Origin of the sequence: Streptomyces sp. NPDC005722 (genome assembly GCF_040630935.1) — a bacterium.
Taxonomy (GTDB): Bacteria; Actinomycetota; Actinomycetes; order Streptomycetales; family Streptomycetaceae; genus Actinacidiphila.
Map to the genome: position 1 here is coordinate 29,465 of NZ_JBEXYN010000032.1, position 23,474 is coordinate 52,938.

Below are 23,474 nucleotides of genomic sequence, written 5' to 3' on the forward strand. Positions count from 1 at the left end.
GGAGCGTGCGATGCTGAATCAGTCCGGCGATTTCCCGACCGAGATCGACGCCGTTCCCGAATCCGCGCCCGACCCCCTCCCGTGGCCCGAGCGGCTGGCCCCCCTGACCGAGACCGAGCAGCACGCCACCCTGCTCGAATGGGTCGCCTCACTGGTCTCCGCCGCCCTCCGCGACTCCGCCCCCGCCGTGCTCGACCCCCGGCGGCCCTTCCTGGAACTCGGCTTCGACTCCCTGGCCGCCGTCGACCTGCACGCCCGCCTCACCGCCGGAACCGGCCTGCGGCTCCCCGTCACCCTCGCCTTCGACCACCCCACCCCCGACGCCCTGACCCGGCACCTGCGCGCCGCGCTCCTCGGCCTGGACGACACCGCCGGCACGCCCGTCACCGCCGCCGTCAGCAGCGACGAACCCATCGCCATCGTCGGCATCGGCTGCCGTTTCCCCGGCGGGGTGCAGAGCCCCGAAGCCCTCTGGGACCTCGTCGCCGCCGGCACGGACGCCGTGACCGAATTCCCCACCGACCGCGGCTGGGACCTCGAATCGCTCTACGACCCCGACCCCGGACGGGCCGGCACGAGTTACACCCGCGAAGGCGGATTCCTCCACGACGCCGGCCAATTCGACGCCGGCTTCTTCGGCATATCCCCGCGCGAAGCACTCGCCATGGACCCGCAGCAGCGTTTGCTGCTGGAGACGTCCTGGGAGGCCTTCGACCGGGCGGGCGTCGACCCCGAGGGACTGCGCGGTGGCCAGGTCGGCGTTTTCGTCGGCGCGGAAACCCAGGAATACGGCCCCCGGCTCCAGGACGCCACCGACGGATTCGAGGGGTACCTCGTCACCGGCAACGCGGCCAGCGTCGCGTCCGGCCGCATCGCCTACACCTTCGGGTTCGAGGGCCCGACGGTAACCGTCGACACCGCCTGCTCGTCCTCCCTCGCCGCCCTCCACCTCGCCGTCCAGGCCCTGCGCACCGGGGAGTGCTCCCTCGCCCTGGCGGGCGGCGTCGCCGTCATGGCGAGCCCCGGCTCCTTCATCGCCTTCAGCCGCCAGCGCGGCCTCGCCCCCGACGGCCGGTGCAAGCCGTTCGCGGCCGCCGCCGACGGCACGGGGTGGGGCGAGGGCGCCGGCATGCTGCTGGTGGAACGCCTCTCCGACGCCCGGCGCAACGGGCACCCGGTGCTCGCCGTGGTGCGCGGTTCCGCCATCAACCAGGACGGCGCCAGCAACGGCCTGACGGCCCCGAGCGGCCCCTCGCAGCAGCGCGTCATCCGTCAGGCACTGGCCAACGCCGGCCTGTCGAGCGCGGACGTGGACGTGGTCGAGGCCCACGGCACGGGCACCACGCTCGGCGACCCCATCGAGGCCCAGGCACTGCTCGCCACGTACGGCCGGGGCCGGACCGAGGGCAGCCCCCTGTGGCTCGGATCCCTGAAGTCGAACATCGGCCACACGCAGGCGGCGGCCGGTGTCGCCGGCATCATCAAGATGGTCATGGCGATGCGGCACGGCGTGCTGCCGCGGACCCTCCACGTCGACGAACCCACGCCGCACGTCGACTGGTCCGCCGGAGACGTCTCCCTGCTGACCGAGCCCGTCGACTGGCCCCGGGGCGAACGGCCGCGCCGCGCCGGCGTGTCCTCGTTCGGCATGAGCGGCACCAACGCGCACGCCATCATCGAGGAACCCACGGCCGAGGACGCGCGAGCCGCCACCGGCACCGCCACCGGCCTATACGGCACGGCACCGGCCGCCGCCACCCTCGGCCACGACGAAGGAGACGGCGACAGCCGGCCGCTCCTGCCCTGGGCCCTGTCCGCGAAGACCCCGGAAGCCCTGCGCGCCCAGGCCCTTCGGCTCGCCGACCGCGTCACCGCCGACCCCGGCCTCACCCCGGCCGACGTGGGCCACTCCCTCGCCACCACCCGCGGCGTCTTCGAACACCGCGCCGTGGCGCTGGGCACCGACCGCGAGACGCTCCTGCAAGCGCTGAACGCCCTCGGCCACGGCACCGGGAACCCCGCCACCGTCCACGACGAGCCCGCCACCGGCCGGCTCGCCTTCCTGTTCACCGGGCAGGGAAGCCAGCGCCTGGGCATGGGCCGTCAGCTGTACGACACCCACCCCGAGTTCGCCGACGCCCTCGACGACGTGTGCTGGTACCTCGAGGACCAGCTCGAACGCCCCCTCCTCGACGTACTGTTCGCCGAAGAGGGCACACCCGAGGCCGCGCTCCTCCACGAGACCGCCTACACCCAGCCCGCGCTGTTCGCGGTGGAAGTGGCGCTGTACCGGCTGCTGGAGAGCTGGGGACTGCGGCCGCACGTGGTGTCCGGCCACTCGGTCGGCGAGATCGCCGCGGCGCACGTGGCGGGCGCCTTCTCGCTGGAGGACGCGTGCGCCCTGGTCGCCGCACGCGGCCGGCTGATGCAGGCTCTGCCGGGTGGCGGCGTCATGATCGCCGTCCAGGCCGCGGAGGACGAGGTCCTGCCGCTGCTCGACGCACGCGTGAGCGTCGCCGCCGTCAACGGCCCCCAGTCGGTGGTCATCGCCGGCGACGAGGACGCCGCGAACGACGTCGCCGCCCACTTCACGGCACGGGGACGCAAGACCAAGCGGCTCGTCGTCAGCCACGCGTTCCACTCGCCCCACATGGACGGCATGCTGGACGAGTTCCGCCGCGTGGCGCAGGTGATCGAGTACGGCACCCCGACGCTCCCGCTGGTCTCCCTCCTCAACGGACGCGCCGCCACCCCGGACGAACTGGCCGACCCCGAGCACTGGGTGCGGCACGTCCGCGAGGCCGTCCGCTTCCTCGACGGCGTCCGCACCCTCGAAGGCCGCGGCGTCACCACGTACCTCGAACTCGGCCCCGACGCCGTGCTCACCGCGATGGCGCAGGAGTGCGTCGACCCCGAGGGCACTGCCTTCGCCGCGGCCCTGCGCTCCGGCCGCGCCGAGGACGTCACCCTGCTCACCGCCGTCGCCCGCGCCCACGTCCGTGGCGCGGCCGTCGACTGGAGCCGCCTCTTCGGCGGCACCGGCGCACGGCGCGTGGACCTGCCGACGTACGCCTTCCAGCGCTCGCGCTACTGGATGGACGCGGGCCTCGGGGCCGCCGCCCACGTGGCACACGGCCCGGACACCGCCGACACCGCCTTCTGGGACGCGGTCGAGCAGGAGGACGTGGCCGGACTCGCGACGGCGCTCGGACTCGACCTCGACGGCGACCGCCCGCTCGGCGAACTGATTCCCGCCCTGTCGGCGTGGCGCCGACGGCGTCGTACGGAGTCCGAGGCGGACGGCCGGCGGTACCGGGTCGTGTGGCAGCCGCTCGGCGAGGCCTCCGGCGCGCGCCTGTCGGGCGAGTGGCTGGTGGTCGTGCCGGCCGGGAGTGACGTTGCCGGGCCGGTGGTGGGCGCGCTGGTGGGGCGGGGTGCGGAGGTGCGCCGGGTCGAGGTCGGGCCGGGGACGGACCGTGCGAAGTTGGCGGGGCTGGTCGGCGGTGCGTACGCGGGTGTCGTCTCGCTGCTCGGGCTCGTCGACACGGTGTCTTTGGCGCAGGCGTTGGGCGATGCCGGGGTGGGCGGCCGGTTGTGGTGTCTGACCCGGGGTGCGGTGTCGGTCGGCCGGTCGGACCGGCTGGTGTCGCCGGTGCAGGCGCAGGTGTGGGGTCTGGGCCGGGTGGCCGCGCTGGAGGTGCCGGAGCGCTGGGGCGGTCTGGTGGACCTGCCAGAGGTGCTGGACGAGCGTGCGCTGTCGCGTGTGGTCGGGTTGCTCGCCGGCTCCTTTGAGGACCAGGTGGCTGTGCGTTCGTCCGGGGTGTTCGGGCGACGGCTGGTTCGTGCGGCGCTGCCGGAGAGGGCGGGGTCGTGGTCGCCTTCGGGCACGGTGCTGGTGACGGGCGGTACAGGTGCCCTGGGTGGTCGTGTCGCCCGGTGGTTGGCGGAGGCTGGTGCCGAGCGGCTGGTGCTGACCAGCCGGCGGGGGATGGACGCGCCGGGTGCGGCTGAGCTGGTGGCGGACCTGGGCGGCGACGTCTCGGTCGTCGCGTGCGATGTCTCGGACCGGGAGGCCCTGCGGGCGCTGCTCGCCGAGCACGCCGACTCGCTGACCGCCGTCGTCCACACCGCCGGCGTCCTGGACGACGGTGTGCTGGATGCCCTGACGCCTGAGCGCATCGACGGTGTGCTGCGGGCGAAGGCCACGTCGGCCCTCCACCTGCACGAGCTGACCATCGAGCTCGGCGTCGAGCTGGACGCCTTCGTGCTGTTCTCGTCGATGAGCGGCACGGTCGGCGCCGCCGGGCAGGGCAACTACGCCGCTGCCAACGCCTACTTGGACGCCCTGGCGGAGCAGCGCCGTGCGGACGGCCTGGCCGCGACGTCGATCGCGTGGGGACCGTGGGCCGAGGGCGGCATGGCCGCCGACGAGGCGATGGACGCCCGCATGCGGCACGAGGGCGTGCCCCCCATGCAGCCCGAGCCCGCCATGGCAGCCCTGGCCCCGGCGGTCGGCACGGGCGAGGCGTCGCTCATGGTCGCGGACGTCGACTGGGACCGCTTCGCCCCCTTCATGACGTCCGTCCGACCGCTCCCGCTGATCGGCGACTTCGTCGCGCACGGGGAGACCGTCACGGCAGCCGACGTGGCGGCCACCGCCGCCCGCCGGCTCGCGGGGCTGACGGAGACCGAGCAGGAGCGGGAACTGCTCACCCTGGTCCGTACGCACGTCGCGGCCGTGCTCGGTCACGGCGGTGTCGACGCCGTCGGGGTCGACCGCGCCTTCAAGGAGCTCGGCTTCGACTCCCTGACGGCCGTCGAACTGCGCAACCGCCTCGGCGCGGCCACCGACCTGCGACTGCCCACCACCCTCGTCTACGACTACCCCACCTCGACCGCGCTCGCCGGATTCCTGCGCCGCGAGCTGCGGGGCCTACGACCCGCCGAGACGGACCCGGTCGCCACGGCGGCGGCGGTCGACGACGACCCGATCGCGATCGTCGCGATGAGCTGCCGGTTCCCCGGCGGGGTACGGACCCCGGAGGAGCTGTGGACGCTGCTCACCGACGGGGCCGACGCCGTCGGTGACTTCCCGTCCGACCGCGGCTGGGACCTGACCGGCCTCTACAGCGCCGACCCCGACCGTCCCGGGACCACGTACACCCTGGCCGGCGGGTTCCTCCACGACGCCCCCGAGTTCGACGCGGACTTCTTCGGGATCTCGCCGCGTGAGGCGCTGGCCATGGACCCGCAGCAGCGGTTGCTGCTGGAGACGTCCTGGGAGGCGTTCGAGCGGGCCGGCATCGACCCCTCCTCGCTGCGCGGCAGCCAGGCGGGCGTCTTCGTCGGCACCAACGGACAGGACTACCTGTCCCTCGTCATGGGCGGGACGGACGGCCTCGAAGGCCACGTCGGCACCGGCAACGCGGCCAGCGTCGTCTCCGGACGGCTCTCCTACGTCTTCGGGCTCGAAGGCCCCGCGATCACCGTCGACACGGCCTGCTCGTCCTCCCTGGTGGCGCTGCACCTCGCCGTCCAGGCACTGCGGCAGGGCGAGTGCTCGCTCGCCCTGGCCGGTGGCGTGACGGTGATGTCGACGCCTGAGGCCTTCGTCGACTTCAGCCGGCAGCGGGGTCTGGCGGAGGACGGCCGGATCAAGGCGTTCGCGGCGGCTGCGGACGGTACGGGGTGGGGTGAGGGCGTCGGCATGCTGCTGGTGGAGCGGCTGTCGGACGCGCGGCGCAACGGGCACCCGGTGCTGGCGCTGGTGCGGGGTTCGGCGATCAACCAGGACGGTGCGAGCAACGGTCTGACGGCGCCGAACGGCCCGTCGCAGCAGCGGGTGATCCGGCAGGCCCTGGCGAGTGCGGGGTTGTCCGCCGCGGACGTGGACGCGGTGGAGGCGCACGGCACGGGCACCCGGCTGGGTGACCCGATCGAAGCGCAGGCGCTGCTGGCGACGTACGGGCAGGGGCGGTCGGCGGAGCAGCCGTTGCTGTTGGGGTCGATCAAGTCGAACATCGGTCACACGCAGGCCGCGGCCGGTGTCGCGGGCGTCATGAAGATGGTGCTGGCGATGCGGCACGGCGTGCTGCCGTCGACCCTGCACGTCGACGAGCCGACCCCGCACGTCGACTGGACGGCCGGAGCTGTCTCCCTGCTGACCGAGTCCGTCGAGTGGCCGGAGACCGGACGGCCCCGGCGGGCCGGCATCTCGTCGTTCGGTCTCAGTGGCACCAACGCCCACACGATCGTCGAGCAGGCCCCGGCTGCGGCGGCCACAGGGGACGACGCCGAACCCGCGGTTGACGGCACGGTGCCCTCGGTACTGCCGGTCCTCCTCTCCGCGCGGGACACGACCGGGCTGCGGGCCCAGGCCGCGCGCCTCGGCGCCCACATGACGGCGCACCCCGCGGCGTCCACCCTCGACACGGCCTACACGCTGGCGACCGCGCGCGCGGCTCTGGAGACGCGCGCGATCCTGGTCAGCGCCACCGAGGACCGCGACGCGCTGCTCGCGGGCCTCCACGGCCTCGCCGCCGGTGAACAGCCCCCGGGGCTCGTGCAGGGCACTCCGACGACCGGCGCGCTCGCCTTCCTGTTCACAGGGCAGGGCAGTCAGCGGCTGGGGATGGGGCGTGAGTTGTACGAGGCCTATCCGGTGTTCGCGGACGCGTTGGACGCGGTCTGTGCCCGGATGGACGCGTACCTCGATGTGCCGTTGAGGGATGTGCTGTTCGGGGATGATGCGGGGGTTCTGGATCGTACGGAGTTCGCGCAGCCCGCGTTGTTCGCGGTGGAGGTGGCGCTGTTCCGGCTGTTGGAGTCGTGGGGTGTGCGGCCCGACTTCGTGTCGGGTCATTCGGTGGGTGAGATCGCGGCGGCGCACGTGGCGGGTGTGCTGTCGCTGGAGGACGCGTGTGCTCTGGTGGCGGCGCGTGGGCGGTTGATGCAGGCGCTGCCGGGTGGTGGCGTGATGATTGCGGTGGAGGCTTCGGAGGACGAGGTCCTTCCGCTGCTGGGTGACGGGGTGAGTATCGCTGCCGTCAACGGGCCTTCGTCGGTGGTGATCGCGGGTGATGAGGATGCCGCTGTCGCGATCGTGGAGGCGTTCCCGGACCGGAAGTCGAAGCGGCTGACGGTCAGTCATGCGTTCCACTCCCCGCACATGGACGGGATGCTGGACGCCTTCCGTGAGGTGGTGGCGGGGCTTTCGTTCGAGGCGCCGCGCATCCCGGTCGTCTCCAACCTGACGGGTGCCGTGGTCGCCGACGGGATGGCGTCGGCGGACTTCTGGGTGCGGCATGTGCGGGATGCTGTTCGCTTCCTGGACGGTGTGCGTGCCCTGGAGGCCGCGGGCGTCACGACGTTTGTGGAGCTGGGTCCGGACGGTGTGCTGTCGGCGATGGCTCAGGAGTGCGTGACGGGCGAGGGCGCGGTCTTCGTTCCGGTGCTGCGCAAGGGGCGGGCGGAGGTGGAGACGGCCGTCACGGCTCTGGCGCAGGCGTACGTGCGGGGCGTGGCGGTGGACTGGGCCGGGTTCTTCGCCGGCACGGGTGCGCGACGGGTGGACCTGCCGACCCAGGCCTTCCAGCGGACGCGGTACTGGCCGGAGGCACGTCAGGCCGACGTCACCCTCGCCGGGAAGAGCGTCGACACCATCGACGCGCGCTTCTGGGACGTCATCGAGCAGGAGGACCTGACGTCCCTCGGGGCCATGCTCGGCCTCGACGACACCGCCGCCTGGGGAAGCATGGTCCCGGCTCTCTCGGCCTGGCGCCGGCGCAGTCAGGATCAGGCCCTTGTCGACGGGTGGCGATACCGGACGAGCTGGAAGCCGCTGCAGGCCGCCACCGGAGCGCGCCTGTCGGGTGCGTGGCTGGTCGTGGTGCCGGCTGGTGGCGATGTTGCCGGGCCGGTGGTGGATGCGCTGGTGGGGCGTGGTGCGGAGGTGCGCCGGGTCGAGTTCGAGCCGGGCGTGGATCGTGGGGCGTTGGCGGGTCTGGTTGCCGGTGCGTACGCGGGTGTGGTGTCGCTGCTGGACCTCGCCGGCACGGTGGCGTTGGTGCAGGCTCTGGGCGATGCCCGAGTGGATGCCCGGGTGTGGTGTCTGACGCGGGGTGCGGTGTCGGTCGGCCGGTCGGACCGGCTGGTGTCGCCGGTGCAGGCGCAGGTGTGGGGTCTGGGCCGGGTGGCTGCGCTGGAGGTGCCGGAGCGTTGGGGTGGCCTGATCGATCTCCCTGAGCTGCTGGATGAGCGGGCGCTGTCCCGTCTGGTGGGTGTGCTGGCTGGTTCTGGTGAGGACCAGGTGGCGGTTCGGTCGTCCGGTGTGTTCGGGCGGCGTCTGGTGCGGGCGGTGCTGCCGGAGGGTGCGGGGTCGTGGTCGCCGTCGGGCACGGTGTTGGTGACGGGTGGTACGGGTGCGCTGGGTCGTCGTGTTGCGCGGTGGCTTGCGGGTGCGGGTGCTGAGCGGCTGGTGCTGACCAGCCGGCGGGGGATGGACGCGCCGGATGCCGCGGAACTCGTTGCCGAGCTTGGCGTTGAGGTTTCCGTCGTTGCGTGCGATGTCTCGGACCGTGATGCGTTGAGTGCTGTACTTGCCGAGCACGCCGATTCCCTGAGCGCCGTCGTTCACACGGCGGGCGTCCTGGACGACGGCGTTCTCGACTCCCTCACGCCGGACCGTCTCGAGACCGTCCTGCGGGCGAAGGCGACCTCGGCCCTCCACCTGCACGAGCTGACGATCGAGCTCGGTGTGGAGCTTGACGCCTTCGTGTTGTTCTCCTCGATGAGCGGCACGGTCGGTACGCCGGGTCAGGGTAATTACGCGGCTGCGAACGCCTTCCTGGATGCGTTGGCGGAGCAGCGCCGTGCGGACGGCCTGGCGGCGACGTCGATCGCGTGGGGTCCGTGGGCCGAGGGTGGCATGGCGGCCGACGAGACGATGGCTGCCCGGATGCGCCGTGATGGTGTGCCGCCGATGCGGGTGGATCTGGCGGTCGACGCCCTGCGGCGGGCGGTCGGTTCCGGTGAGCCCGCGCTCACCGTGGCGGACGTGGAATGGGACCGCTTCCTCGCAGGATTCACCGCCGTCCGCGACAGCGAGCTGTTCAGCGAACTGCGGGTCGCCCGCGAAGCGGGCAGGACGCGGACTGCCTCGGCGGACGCAACCGGCGAGGCCGCGAATTCCGGGTCCTTCGTCGGCAGGCTGGCCTCTGCTGCCGGGGCCGAGCAGGAGCGGATGCTGCTGGACCTGGTGCGTACCCAGGTGGCGGCCGTTCTTGGTCATGCCGGTGTCGATGCGGTGGGGGCAGGGCGGGCGTTCAATGAGCTGGGCTTCGACTCGCTGACGGCGGTCGAGCTGCGGAACCGGTTGGGTGGGGCGACGGAGCTGCGGTTGCCGGCGACGCTGGTCTACGACTATCCGACGTCCGCTGCGCTCGCCGGGTATCTGCGGGACGAGTTGCTGGGGACGGCCTCCTCCGGAGACGTCGACCTGCCCGCGGTGGTCGCCACGGACGACGATCCGATCGCGATCGTGGCCATGAGCTGCCGTTTCCCGGGTGGTGTGCGGAGCCCCGAGGACCTGTGGCAGTTGCTGGTGACGGGGACGGACGCGGTGGGGGAGTTCCCCGTCGACCGCGGCTGGGACCTGGGACAGCTCTACGACCCCGACCCGGACCGTGCCGGTACGTCGTACACCCGCGAAGGCGGCTTCGTGGACGGCGCTTCGGAGTTCGACGCGGACTTCTTCGGGATCTCGCCGCGTGAGGCGATGGCGATGGATCCGCAGCAGCGGTTGCTGCTGGAGACGTCGTGGGAGGCGTTCGAGCGGGCCGGGATCGATCCGGCTTCGCTGCGCGGGAGCCAGGCGGGCGTCTTCGTCGGCACCAACGGACAGGACTACCTCTCCCTCGTCACCCGCGAGCCCGACGGCCTGGAAGGACACATCGGTACCGGGACCGCGGGCAGCGTGATGTCGGGTCGGGTGTCGTATGCACTGGGGCTTGAGGGGCCGGCGGTGACCGTGGACACGGCCTGCTCCTCGTCGCTGGTGGCGTTGCACTGGGCGGTGCAGGCGCTGCGCAATGGTGAGTGCTCCATGGCGCTGGCCGGTGGTGTGACGGTGATGTCGACGCCTGAGGCGTTCGTCGACTTCAGTCGCCAGCGGGGTCTGGCGGAGGACGGCCGGATCAAGGCGTTCGCGGCGGCTGCGGACGGTACGGGGTGGGGTGAGGGCGTCGGCATGCTGCTGGTGGAGCGGCTGTCGGACGCGCGGCGCAACGGGCACCCGGTGCTGGCTTTGGTGCGTGGTTCGGCGGTGAACCAGGACGGTGCGAGCAATGGTCTGACGGCGCCGAACGGCCCGTCGCAGCAGCGGGTGATCCGGCAGGCCCTGGCGAGCGCGGGGCTGTCTACCGCGGACGTGGACGCGGTGGAGGCGCACGGCACGGGCACGCGTCTGGGTGACCCGATCGAGGCCCAGGCGCTGCTGGCCACCTACGGCCAGGAGCGAGTCGAGGGCCGACCCTTGCTCCTCGGCTCCATCAAGTCGAACATCGGTCACACGCAGGCGGCGGCCGGTGTCGCGGGCGTCATCAAGATGGTCATGGCGATGCGCCACGGGGTGCTGCCGCAGACGCTCCACGTGGACGAGCCGACCCCGCACGTCGACTGGACGGCCGGAGCTGTCTCCCTGCTGACCGAGTCCGTCGAGTGGCCCGACACCACGCGTCCGCGCCGGGCCGGCGTCTCGTCGTTCGGCATCAGCGGCACCAACGCGCACACGATCATCGAGCAGGCCCCGGAGCCCGTGCCCGATGCCGCCGAGTCTCCGTCGCGTACGCCCGGCGTGCTCCCGTACCTCCTGTCGGCCAAGTCCCCCGAGGCCCTGCGCGCCCAGGCAGCCGCCCTCAGCGCGCGCCTGTCAGAGGCCGGGACGGCGGATGGCAACGCCTTGCGGCCCGTCGACCTCGGCTACTCCCTCGCAACCGGTCGCGCGCACCTGGACCATCGTGCGGTCGTCTCGGCGGACAGCACGGCCGAGGTGGCGGACCTGCTCGCGCGGTTGGCCTCCGGTGACGACGTCCCCGCCATCACTTCCGGCACGGTGGAAGACGGGCGTACGGCGTTCCTGTTCACGGGGCAGGGCAGCCAGCGGCTGGGGATGGGGCGTGAGCTGTACGAGGCCCATCCGGTGTTCGCGGACGCGTTGGACGCGGTCTGTGCCCGGATGGACGCGTACCTCGATGTGCCGTTGAGGGATGTGCTGTTCGGGGAGGATGCGGGGGTTCTGGATCGTACGGAGTTCGCGCAGCCGGCGCTGTTTGCCGTCGAGGTCGCGCTGTTCCGGCTCATCGAGTCGTGGGGTGTGCGGCCGGACTTCGTGTCGGGTCACTCGGTGGGTGAGATCGCGGCGGCGCACGTGGCGGGGGTCTTCTCGCCGGATGACGCGTGTGCTCTGGTGGCGGCTCGTGGGCGGTTGATGCAGGCGCTGCCGGCCGGCGGCGTGATGATCGCGCTGCAGGCCGCGGAGGACGAGGTCCTGCCGCTGCTGAACGACCGCGTGAGCATCGCGGCCGTCAACGGCCCTTCGTCGGTGGTCATCGCGGGTGACGAGGACGCGGCCACGGCGATTGCGGGGTCTTTCGCGGACCGGAGGTCGAAGCGGCTGACGGTCAGCCACGCCTTCCACTCGCCGCACATGGACGGGATGCTGGACGCGTTCCGCGAGGTGGTGTCGGGGCTGTCCTTCGAGGCTCCGCGCATCCCGGTCGTCTCCAACCTGACCGGTGCCGTGGTCGCTGATGAGATGGCCTCGCCCGACTTCTGGGTGCGGCACGTCCGCGAGGCTGTCCGCTTCCTGGACGGTGTCCGTGCGCTGGAGGCGGCCGGGGTCAGCACGTTCGTGGAGTTGGGTCCGGACGGTGTGCTGTCGGCGCTGGCACAGGAGTGCGTCGACCCCGAGGGCGCCGCCTTCGTCCCGGTCCTGCGCGCCGCCCGCCCTGAGGCCGAGAGCCTGGGCGACGCCCTCGCGCGAGCCCATGTCAGAGGCCTCGCGATCGACTGGCACGCGTACTTCGCCGGTTCGGGCGCTCGGCGCGTGGACCTCCCGACCTACGTGTTCCAGCGGCAGCGGTTCTGGCCGGAGCCCTCCACGGAGGTCGTCCGCGACACCGCATCCGATGCCGCGGATGCCCGGTTCTGGGATGCGGTGGACCGCGAGGACCTCGCGTCGCTGACCGCCACACTCGATACCGAGGCCACGACCGCCTGGGGCAGTGTCCTGCCCGGACTGGCCGCGTGGCGTCGTCAGGGCCGGGAGCGATCGGAGGTGGACGGCTGGCGCTACCGCGTGACGTGGACGCCGCTGACCGCTCCTGCCGCCGATCGCCTGTCGGGTGCGTGGCTGATGGTGGTGCCGGCCGGGAGCGACGTTGCCGGGCCGGTGGTGGATGCGCTGGTGGGGCGTGGTGCGGAGGTACGCCGGGTCGAGGTCGGGCCGGGGACGGATCGTGGGGCGTTGGCGGGCCTGGTTGCCGGTGCGTACGCGGGTGTGGTGTCGCTGCTGGACCTCGCCGGCACGGTGGCGTTGGTGCAGGCTCTGGGCGATGCCCGAGTGGGTGCCCGGTTGTGGTGTCTGACACGGGGTGCGGTGTCGGTCGGCCGTTCGGATCGGCTGACCTCGCCGGTGCAGGCGCAGGTGTGGGGTCTGGGGCGGGTCGCCGCGCTGGAGGTGCCGGAGCGCTGGGGCGGTCTGATCGATCTCCCTGAACTGCTGGACGAGCGTGCGCTGTCGCGTCTGGTCGGGATTCTGGCTGGTTCTGGTGAGGACCAGGTCGCGGTGCGTTCGTCCGGTGTGTTCGGGCGACGGCTGGTGCGGGCCGTGCTGCCGGAGGACACGGAGTCGTGGATCCCGTCGGGCACGGTGCTGGTCACCGGCGGCACGGGTGCGCTGGGTGGTTGTGTCGCCCGGTGGTTGGCCGAGGCTGGTGCCGAGCGGCTGGTGCTGACGAGCCGGCGGGGGATGGACGCGCCGGGTGCGGCAGGGCTGGTGGCGGACCTGGGCGTTGACGTCTCCGTCGTCGCGTGCGATGCCTCTGACCGGGAGGCCCTGCGGGCGCTGCTTGCCGAGCACGCCGACTCGCTGACCGCTGTCGTCCACACTGCAGGCGTCCTGGACGACGGTGTGCTGGACGCTCTGACTCCTGAGCGCATCGACGGTGTGGTGCGGGCGAAGGCCACGTCGGCCTTGAATCTGCACGAGTTGACGATCGAGCTCGGTGTTGAGCTGGACGCCTTCGTGTTGTTCTCGTCGATGAGCGGCACGGTCGGTACGCCGGGTCAGGGTAATTACGCGGCTGCGAACGCCTACTTGGACGCCCTGGCGGAGCAGCGTCGTGCGGATGGTCTGGCGGCGACGTCGATCGCATGGGGTCCGTGGGCCGAGGGCGGCATGGCGGCCGACGAGACGATGGCCGCCCGGATGCGCCGTGATGGCGTGCCGCCGATGCGGGTGGACCTTGCGGTCAACTCCTTGCAGCGGGCGGTCGGTTCCGGTGAGGCCGCGCTCACCGTGGCGGACGTGGAATGGGACCGCTTCCTCGCGGGATTCACCACCGTGCGCCGCAGCTCGCTGTTCGCCGAGCTCCCTGAGGCGCGCGCGAAGCAGGCAGAGGTGGCGGAGGCGGCCGGCGACGCCGGAGGCCCGACGTCTCTCGCGAAGCGGTTGTCCACCGTCGCTGGGGCTGAGCAGGAGCGGATGCTGCTGGAGCTGGTCAGGAGCCAAGTGGCGGCTGTCCTGGGCCATGCCGGTGTCGATGCGGTGGGGGCCGGTCGGGCGTTCAAGGAGCTGGGCTTCGACTCGCTGACCGCGGTCGAGTTGCGCAACCGGTTGGGTGCGGCGACGGAGCTGCGGTTGCCGGCGACGCTGGTCTACGACTATCCGACGTCCGCTGCGCTCGCCGGGTATCTGCGGGACGAGTTGCTGGGGGCGATCCGGGTCACGGATGCCGACCTCCCCGCGGTGGTCGCCACGGACGACGATCCGATCGCGATCGTGGCGATGAGCTGCCGCTTCCCCGGCGGTGTCACGACTCCCGAAGAACTGTGGCAGTTGCTGGTGACGGGGACGGACGCGGTGGGGGAGTTCCCCGTCGACCGCGGCTGGGACCTGGAGGAGCTCTACAGCTCCGACCCTGATCGTCAGGGGACGTTCTATGCCCGCGGAGGCGGATTCCTCTACGGGGCCGCCGAGTTCGACGCGGACTTCTTCGGGATCTCGCCGCGTGAGGCGCTGGCGATGGACCCGCAGCAGCGGCTGCTGCTGGAGACGTCCTGGGAGGCGTTCGAGCGGGCCGGTATCGCCCCCTCCTCGCTGCGCGGCAGCCGGACCGGTGTGTTCGTCGGCACCAACGGCCAGGACTACTACCTCTCCCTTCTCGCCGGGGAGACCGAGGGCCTCGAAGGTCACCTCGGGACGGGCAATGCTGGCAGCGTGATGTCGGGTCGGGTTTCGTACGCGCTGGGGCTTGAGGGGCCGGCGGTGACCGTGGACACGGCGTGTTCCTCGTCGCTGGTGGCGTTGCACTGGGCGGTGCAGGCGCTGCGCAATGGTGAGTGCTCCATGGCGCTGGCCGGTGGTGTGACGGTGATGTCGACGCCTGAGACCTTCGTCGACTTCAGCCGGCAGCGGGGTCTGGCGGAGGACGGCCGGATCAAGGCGTTCGCGGCGGCCGCCGATGGCACGGGGTGGGGTGAGGGCGTCGGCATGCTGCTCGTGGAGCGGCTGTCGGACGCGCGGCGCAACGGTCACCCGGTGCTCGCTCTCGTCCGGGGTTCGGCGGTGAACCAGGACGGTGCGAGCAATGGTCTGACGGCGCCGAACGGCCCGTCGCAGCAGCGGGTGATCCGGCAGGCCCTGGCGAGCGCCGGGCTGGCGGCCTCGGACGTGGACGCGGTCGAGGCGCACGGCACGGGTACCCGGCTGGGTGACCCGATCGAGGCCCAGGCGTTGCTGGCGACCTACGGTCAGGACCGGATGCCGGAGCAGCCGCTGTTCCTGGGGTCGATCAAGTCGAACATCGGTCACACGCAGGCCGCTGCCGGTGTCGCGGGCGTCATCAAGATGGTCATGGCGATGCGGCACGGGGTACTGCCGCAGACGCTCCACGTGGACGAGCCGACCCCGCACGTCGACTGGTCGGCCGGCGAGATCGCCCTGCTCACCGACGCACGGGAGTGGCCCGAGACGGGCCGTCCGCGCCGGGCCGGTGTCTCGTCGTTCGGCATCAGTGGGACCAACGCCCACACGATCATCGAGCAGGCCACCGAGGTCGCGCAGACGGACGTGGCGGACGAGGCGTACGGGGCGGACGACGATCGTCCGGCGACATCGGCATGGGTGTTGTCGGGCAAGTCCGAGGATGCCCTGCGTGACCAGGCGGCACGCCTTCACGCCCGCCTCGATGCCCACACCGGCCTGCGCCCGGTGGACATCGGCCGTGCGCTGGCGACCGGCCGGGCCGCGCTCGACCATCGTGCCGTCATCGTCGCCGGCGACCGCGACGCGTTCCTCCAGCGGCTTGCGTCCGTGGCCGGCGGAGAGTCCGCGGGTGTGGTGACCGGATCTCCGGTCGCGGGCAAGCTCGCGTTCCTGTTCACGGGGCAGGGCAGCCAGCGGCTGGGGATGGGGCGGGAGCTGTACGACACGTACCCCGTCTTCGCGGACGCGTTGGACGCGGTCTGCGCCCGGATGGACGCGTACCTCGATGTGCCGCTGAGGGATGTGCTGTTCGGGGATGATGCGGGGGTTCTGGACCGTACGGAGTTCACCCAGCCCGCGCTGTTCGCGGTGGAGGTGGCGCTGTTCCGGCTGCTGGAGTCGTGGGGTGTGCGGCCGGACTTCGTGTCGGGGCATTCGGTCGGTGAGATCGCCGCCGCGCACGTGGCGGGGGTCTTCTCGCTGGATGACGCGTGTGCGCTGGTGGCGTCGCGGGGCCGGTTGATGCAGGGGCTGCCGGCCGGCGGCGTGATGATCGCGCTGGAGGCCTCGGAGGACGAGGTCCTGCCGCTGCTCACCGACCAGGTGAGCATCGCCGCCGTCAACGGCCCGCGGTCGGTCGTGGTCGCCGGTGACGAGGACGTCGCCACGGCGATCGCGGCGTCCTTCGCGGGGCGGAAGTCGAAGCGGCTGCAGGTCAGCCATGCGTTCCACTCGCCGCACATGGACGGGATGCTGCAGGCGTTCCGTGAGGTGGTGTTCGGGCTGTCGTTCGAGGTGCCGCGGATCCCGGTCGTATCGAACCTGACGGGTGCCGTGGTCACGGACGAGATGGCGTCCGCGGAGTTCTGGGTGCGGCATGTCCGTGAGGCCGTGCGCTTCCTGGACGGTGTCCGCACCATGGAGGACGTCGGGGTCACCACGTACGTGGAGCTGGGTCCGGATGGCGTGCTGTCGGCGATGGCGCAGGAGTGCGTGACGGGCGAGGGCATGGCGTTCGTTCCGGTGCTGCGCAAGGGCCGTCCGGAAGCAGAGACCGCCGTCACGGCTCTGGCGCAGGCACATGTGCGAGGCGTGGAGGTCGACTGGCGGACGTTCTTCGCCGGGGCCGGCGACCGGTACGTCGACTTGCCGACTTATGCGTTCCAGCGGCAGAGGTACTGGCCGGAGCCCATCGGCGTGTCCCAGTCCGGTGCCACCGCCGATGCCTCGGACGCTCGCTTCTGGGACGTGGTGGAGCGGGAGGATCTGACGTCGCTCCTGGCCGAGTTGGACGTGTCCGGTGATGCGCCGCTGGGTGAGGTGCTGCCGGCGTTGTCGGCGTGGCGTCGGCAGGGCCGGGAGCGGTCGGAGGTGGACGGCTGGCGCTACCGGGTGGTGTGGAAACCGCTCGCCGAGGCTTCTGGCGCGCGGTTGTCCGGGTCCTGGCTGGTGGTCGTGCCGGCCGGGCGCGCGGACGACGCACCAGTGGTGGGCGCGCTGGCGGGCCGGGGCGCCGACGTCCACCGGGTCGTGGTCGGCCCGGGCACGGATCGCGCGGCGCTGGCGGATCTGGTCGACGGTGCGTACGCGGGTGTGGTGTCGCTGCTGGACCTCGCCGGCACGGTGGCGTTGGTGCAGGCCCTGGGCGATGCCCGAGTGGACGCCCGGTTGTGGTGTCTGACGAGGGGTGCCGTCTCGGTCGGCCGGTCGGACCGGCTGGTGTCGCCGGTACAGGCTCAGCTGTGGGGCCTGGGCCGGGTCGCCGCGCTGGAGGTGCCGGAGCGTTGGGGTGGCCTGATCGACCTCCCCGGGCTCCTGGATGAGCGGGCGCAGTCCCGTCTGGTGGGTGTGCTGGCCGGTTCCGGTGAGGACCAGGTGGCCGTGCGCTCAACCGGTGTCTTCGGCCGACGGCTGGTCCGCGCGGCGCTTCCGGCGGACACGGAGCCGTGGATCCCGTCCGGGACGGTGCTGGTCACGGGAGGCACGGGTGCGCTGGGCGGCCGTGTCGCGCGGTGGCTGGCGGGTGCCGGTGCCGAGCGGCTGGTGCTGACCAGCCGGCGCGGCATGGATGCCCCGGGTGCGGCTGAGCTGGTGGCGGAGCTGGGCGTCGAGGTCTCCGTCGTGGCGTGCGATGCCTCCGACCGGGAGGCCCTGCGTGCGGTGCTGGCTGAGCACGCCGATGCGTTGACCGCCGTCGTGCACACGGCTGGTGTGCTGGACGACGGTGTGCTCGATGCCCTGACCCCGGAGCGTGTCGAGACCGTTCTGCGGGCGAAGGCCACGTCGGCGGCGAACCTGCACGAGCTGACGAGCGAGCTCGGCATCGTGCTGGACGCGTTCGTGCTGTTCTCGTCGGTCAGTGGCACGGTCGGCACGTCCGGGCAGGCGAACTACGCGGCTGCGAACGCCTTCCTGGACGCCCTTGCCGAGCAGCGTCGGGCGGACGGTCTGGCGGCGACGTCGATCGCGTGGGGTCCGTGGGCCGAGGGCGGCATGGCCGCCGACGAGGAGATGGCGGCCCGCATGCGCCGGGGCGGGGTCCCGCCCATGAAGGCCGGGTCCGCCGTCACGGCGATGGGACGCGCCGTCGGCGCCGCCGACGCCACCGTCGTGATCGCGGACTTCGTCTGGGAGCGCTTCGCCTCCGAGTTCACCGCCGGGCGGCCCAGCAACCTCCTCGCCGAGCTGGTGGACGTAAGGCCTGTCCCTGCGGACGCCACCGCACCCGATGCGTCGGTCGTCGCGGCGTCGACCTCTCTGGCTGAGCGACTGGCGGCCCTTCCCGCGGCTGAGCGGGAGCGTGAACTGCTCGGACTGGTGCGTGCCCAGGTCGCGGCTGTGCTCGGTCATGCCGGGGTCGACGCGGTGGGGGCCGGGCGGGCGTTCAAGGAGCTGGGCTTCGACTCGCTGACGGCGGTCGAGCTGCGGAACCGGCTGGGCGCGGCGACCGAGCTGCGGTTGCCGGCGACGCTGGTCTACGACTACCCGACGTCCGCGGCGCTGGCGGAGTACCTGCGGGGTGAGCTGCTGGGGACGGTGCGGGTCGCGGATGCCGATCTGCCCGCGGCGGTCGCCACCGATGACGACCCGATCGCGATCGTGGCGATGAGCTGCCGCTTCCCGGGCGGCGTGCGGACTCCGGAAGACCTCTGGCACCTGCTGGTGACGGGGACGGACGCGGTGGGGGAGTTCCCCGTCGACCGCGGCTGGGACCTGGAACGGCTCTACAGCTCCGACCCGGACCGTCAGGGGACGTTCTACGCCCGTGGCGGTGGGTTCCTCTATGACGCCGCCGAGTTCGACGCGGACTTCTTCGGGATCTCCCCGCGTGAGGCGCTGGCGATGGATCCGCAGCAGCGGCTGCTGCTGGAGACGTCGTGGGAGGCGTTCGAGCGGGCCGGCATCGACCCCGTCTCTCTGTACGGGAGCCAGGCGGGCGTCTTCGTCGGCACCAACGGCCAGGACTACGCGACGGCACTCCAGTCGATCCCCGACGGCATCGAAGGATTCCTGGGCACGGGCAACGCGGCCAGCATCGTCTCCGGCCGGCTCTCCTACGCCTTCGGGCTCGAAGGTCCCGCGATGACGGTCGACACGGCCTGCTCCGCGTCCTTGGTCGCCCTGCACCTCGCCGCTCAGGCCCTGCGCAGCGGTGAGTGCTCGCTCGCGCTGGCCGGCGGTGTGACCGTCATGTCGTCGCCTGGCACGTTCATCGACTTCAGCCGGCAGCGCGGGCTCGCCGAGGACGGCCGGATCAAGGCCTTCGCGGCGGCTGCGGACGGTACGGGGTGGGGTGAGGGCGTGGGCATGCTGCTGGTGGAGCGGCTGTCGGACGCCCGGCGCAACGGTCACCCGGTGCTCGCTCTCGTCCGGGGTTCGGCGGTGAACCAGGACGGCGCCAGCAATGGTCTGACGGCGCCGAACGGCCCGTCGCAGCAGCGGGTGATCCGCCAGGCCCTGGCGAGCGCCGGGCTGGCGGCCTCGGACGTGGACGCCGTCGAGGCGCACGGCACGGGTACCCGTCTGGGTGACCCGATCGAGGCCCAGGCGTTGCTGGCCACCTATGGTCAGGACCGGATTCCGGAGCAGCCGCTGTTCCTGGGGTCGATCAAGTCCAACCTCGGGCACACGCAGGCGGCGGCCGGTGTCGCGGGTGTCATCAAGATGGTCATGGCGATGCGCCACGGCGTGCTGCCGCAGACGCTCCACGTGGACGAGCCGACCCCGCACGTGGACTGGTCGGCCGGCGAGATCGCCCTGCTCACCGAAGGGCGGGAGTGGCCGGAGACGGGCCGTCCGCGTCGGGCCGGTGTCTCGTCGTTCGGCATCAGCGGCACCAACGCCCACACCATCCTGGAGCAGGCCCCGGACGAGATCGCTGTGACGGCCCTGTCCGACCGGCCCGCCGTGACGCCATGGGTGCTGTCGGCGAAGAACGGGACGGCGCTGGCCCTCCAGGCCGACAGGCTCCGGGCTCGTATCGCAGCCGATCCGCTGCTGGAGCCGGTCGACGTGGCCTACACCCTGGCCACGTCGCGGGCGGCTCTGGAGCGGCGTGCGGTGGTCGTGGCGGGGGAGCGGGAGGAGTTCCTGGAGGCGCTCACGGCCGTGGCCGCGGGCGAGGAGGCGTCCGACCTCCACCTCGGGACAGCCGCTGACGGCGCGCTCGCGTTCCTGTTCACGGGGCAGGGCAGTCAGCGGCCGGGGGCGGGACGGGAGCTCTACGACAGCTACCCGGCCTTCGCGGACGCCCTGGACGCGGTCTGCGCCCGGATGGACGCGCATCTCGATGTGCCGCTGCAGGATGTGCTGTTCGGCGACGACGGCGACCTGCTCGACCGGACCGGGTACACGCAGCCGGCGCTGTTCGCGGTGGAGGTGGCGCTGTTCCGGCTGCTGGAGTCGTGGGGCCTGACGCCGGACTTCGTGTCCGGGCACTCGATCGGTGAGATCGCCGCCGCCCATGTGGCGGGTGTGCTGTCGCTGGAGGACGCGTGCACGCTGGTGGCGGCGCGGGGCCGGTTGATGCAGGCGCTGCCGGGTGGTGGCGTGATGATCGCGCTGCAGGCCGCGGAGGACGAGGTCCTGCCGCTGCTGAACGAGCGCGTGAGCATCGCGGCCGTCAACGGTCCGCAAGCGGTGGTGGTCGCCGGTGACGAGGACGCGGCGACGGCGATCGTGGCGCGGTTCGCGGACCGGAGGTCGAAGCGGCTGACGGTCAGTCACGCCTTCCACTCCCCGCACATGGACGGCATGCTGGCGGACTTCCGGAAGGTCGCCGAGGGCCTGTCCTACGCTTCGCCCCGCATGCCGCTCGTCTCCAACCTGACCGGCGCCCTGGTCACGGACGAAGTGACCTCGCCCGACTTCTGGGTCCGGCACGTCCGTGAGGCCGTACGCTTCCTGGACGGCGTCCGCGCTCTGGAGGAAGCCGGGGTCACGACCCACCTGGAGCTCGGCCCGGACGGTGTGCTGTCCGCGATGGCGCAGGAGTGTGTGACCGGAGACGGTGCGACCTTCCTCCCCGTCCTGCGCAGGGGCCGTCCGGAGCCGGAGACGGCTGTGACGGCCCTCGCCCGGGCCCACGCCCGCGGCGTCACCGTCGACTGGGAGCGGTTCTTCGCCGGGACCGGCGCCCGCCGCGTCGACCTGCCCACCTACGCCTTCCAGCGCGAGCGCTACTGGCTGGAGGAGGCCGACGCCGCGACCTCCGGCGACGACGTCGACGGGCGGTTCGGTGCGGCGGACGGGGCCGACGCACCGTTCTGGGAGGCCGTCGACAACGCGGACCCCGCCGCGCTCGCGGGCGCCCTGGGCGTCGACGCGGACCAGCCGCTGAGCGCACTGCTGCCCGCGCTGTCGGCGTGGCGGCGGCAGCGCCAGGAGGAGTCCGCCGTGGACGGTTGGCGCTACGGCGTCACCTGGAAGCCACTGGGCCTTCCCGCCACCGGCGGCCCGTCCGGGACGTGGATCGTCGTCAGCACCGCGCAGGACGGGGAGGGAGGCCTTCCGGGCGTCTCCGGCGCCCTGGCGGCGCGCGGGGCGGACGTGCGGAGTCTCGTCGTCACCGAGGCCGAGGCCGGCCGGGAGGAACTGGCGGGCCGGCTGCGCGAGATCGCCAGAGCGGGCGGGGCCGGTGGTGTCGCGGGCGTCGTGTCGCTGCTGGCCTTCGCCGAGCAGCCGCATCCCGTGCACGGCGCCGCGCCCGCAGGGCTGTTGCTGACGGGATCGCTGGTGCAGGCGCTGGGCGACACCGGCATCACGGCACCGCTGTGGTGCGTCACGTCGGGGGCCGTCGCGACCTCGACGTCCGACCGCCTGATGAGCGTCGCGCAGGCCCAGGTGTGGGGCCTCGGCCGGGTCGTGGCTCTGGAGCACCCCGACCGCTGGGGCGGCCTTGTGGACCTGCCCGGCACCGTGGAGGACCGGGTCCTCGACCGGCTGCTCGGCGTCCTCGCGAGCCGCGGGGACGAGGACCAGATCGCCATCCGCCCAAGTGGCCTGCTGGCCCGCCGCATCCAGCACGACCCCTACCGCGCGCCCGCGGCGGCGCGTACGCCGTGGCGTCCCCGTGGCACCGTCCTCGTCACCGGCGGAACGGGCGCCCTCGGCGGCCACGTCGCCCGCTGGCTGGCGGCGCACGGCGCGGAGCACCTGGTGCTGGTCAGCCGGCGCGGGCCGCAGGCACCCGGCGCGGACGGACTGGTCGCCGAGATCGGCGCCCTGGGCGCCCGGGCCACGGCCGTGGCCTGCGACGTGACCGACCGGGAGGCCGTCGCCGACCTGCTGGCGCGGCTGCGCGGACCGCAGGCCGACGGAACGGGCGGGCCGGGTCTCACCGCGGTCTTCCACACGGCGGGCGCCGGGCAGTACGCGCCGCTGGCCGAGACAGGCCCCGCCGACGTGGCCGACGTCGTCGCCGCCAAGGTCACCGGCGCCGCCCACCTCGACGAACTCCTCGGCACGGCCGACCTTGACGCCTTCGTCCTCTTCTCCTCCATCGCGGGTGTGTGGGGCAGCGGCGGCCAGGCCGCCTACGCCGCCGCCAACGCCCACCTCGACGCCCTGGCACAGCACCGCAGGGCCCGCGGGCTGACGGCGACCTCGGTGGCCTGGGGCCCCTGGGCCGAGGGCGGCCTCGTCGCCGACGACGGCGCGGAGGAGCAGCTGCGCCGGCGCGGACTGCCCGCGATGGCGCCGAACCGGTCCATCGCGGCGCTCCAGCGTGCCCTGGACGGGGACGAGACCACCGTGATCGTGGCCGACGTCGACTGGCACCTGTTCGCCCCGGCCTTCACCGCCGCCAGGCCGCGCCCGCTGATCGGTGACCTGCCCGAGGTGCGCCGCGCGCTCACCGCAGGACAGGAAAGCGTCGCTGCGTCCACGGACGAAGCCCCCGACCTCCAGGCGCAGTTGCAGGGCCTGCCCGTGACCGAGGCGGAACGGGTCGTGCTCGACCTCGTCCGCGCGCAGGTCGCGGCCGTTCTCGGTCACCAGGGCGCGGCGTCCGTCGAGGCCGGACGCGCCTTCAAGGAACTGGGCTTCGACTCGCTGACCGCCGTCGAACTGCGCAACCGGTTGCAGACCGCCACCGGGCTGCGCCTGCCGGCCGCCCTCGTCTTCGACCACCCGACCCCCACGGCGCTCGCGGCCCACATCCGGGCCGAGGTCGTCGGGGAGGACACCACCCCCGCACTGCCCGCCCTCGCGGAGATCGACAAGCTCGAGTTCCTCCTGTCGTCCGTCCCCGAGGACACCACCGAACGCGCCCGCGTCACCGCACGGCTCGAATCCCTCCTGGCGAAGTGGAACCGGGCGGAACGAGCGGCCACCGGAGGGGGCGAGGACGAGGACGTCGAAATCGCGTCGGCGTCCGCCGACGACCTCTTCGACCTCATCAACAAAGAATTCGGAAAATCCTGAACCGATGGCTGATCCGACGACCCGACCGATGTCCGTACGGCTGCATTTCGCGATTCCCCAGGGGGTG

General features: G+C 72.6%; 1 protein-coding gene. It reads left to right on the plus strand.

Annotation, left to right across the window (positions count from 1 at the left end; genetic code table 11):
* Positions 1-10 precede the first annotated feature (10 nt).
* Positions 11-23,407 (plus strand): type I polyketide synthase, encoded by a 23,397-nt coding sequence (locus ABZ479_RS29585; protein ID WP_500464409.1) that lies wholly within the window; start codon positions 11-13, stop codon positions 23,405-23,407.
* Positions 23,408-23,474 lie beyond the last annotated feature (67 nt).

Coding starts and splice junctions, on each gene's coding strand:
- ABZ479_RS29585 (WP_500464409.1), top strand. CDS start 11: ATGCTGAATCAGTCCGGCGATTTCCCGACCGAGATCGACGCCGTTCCC.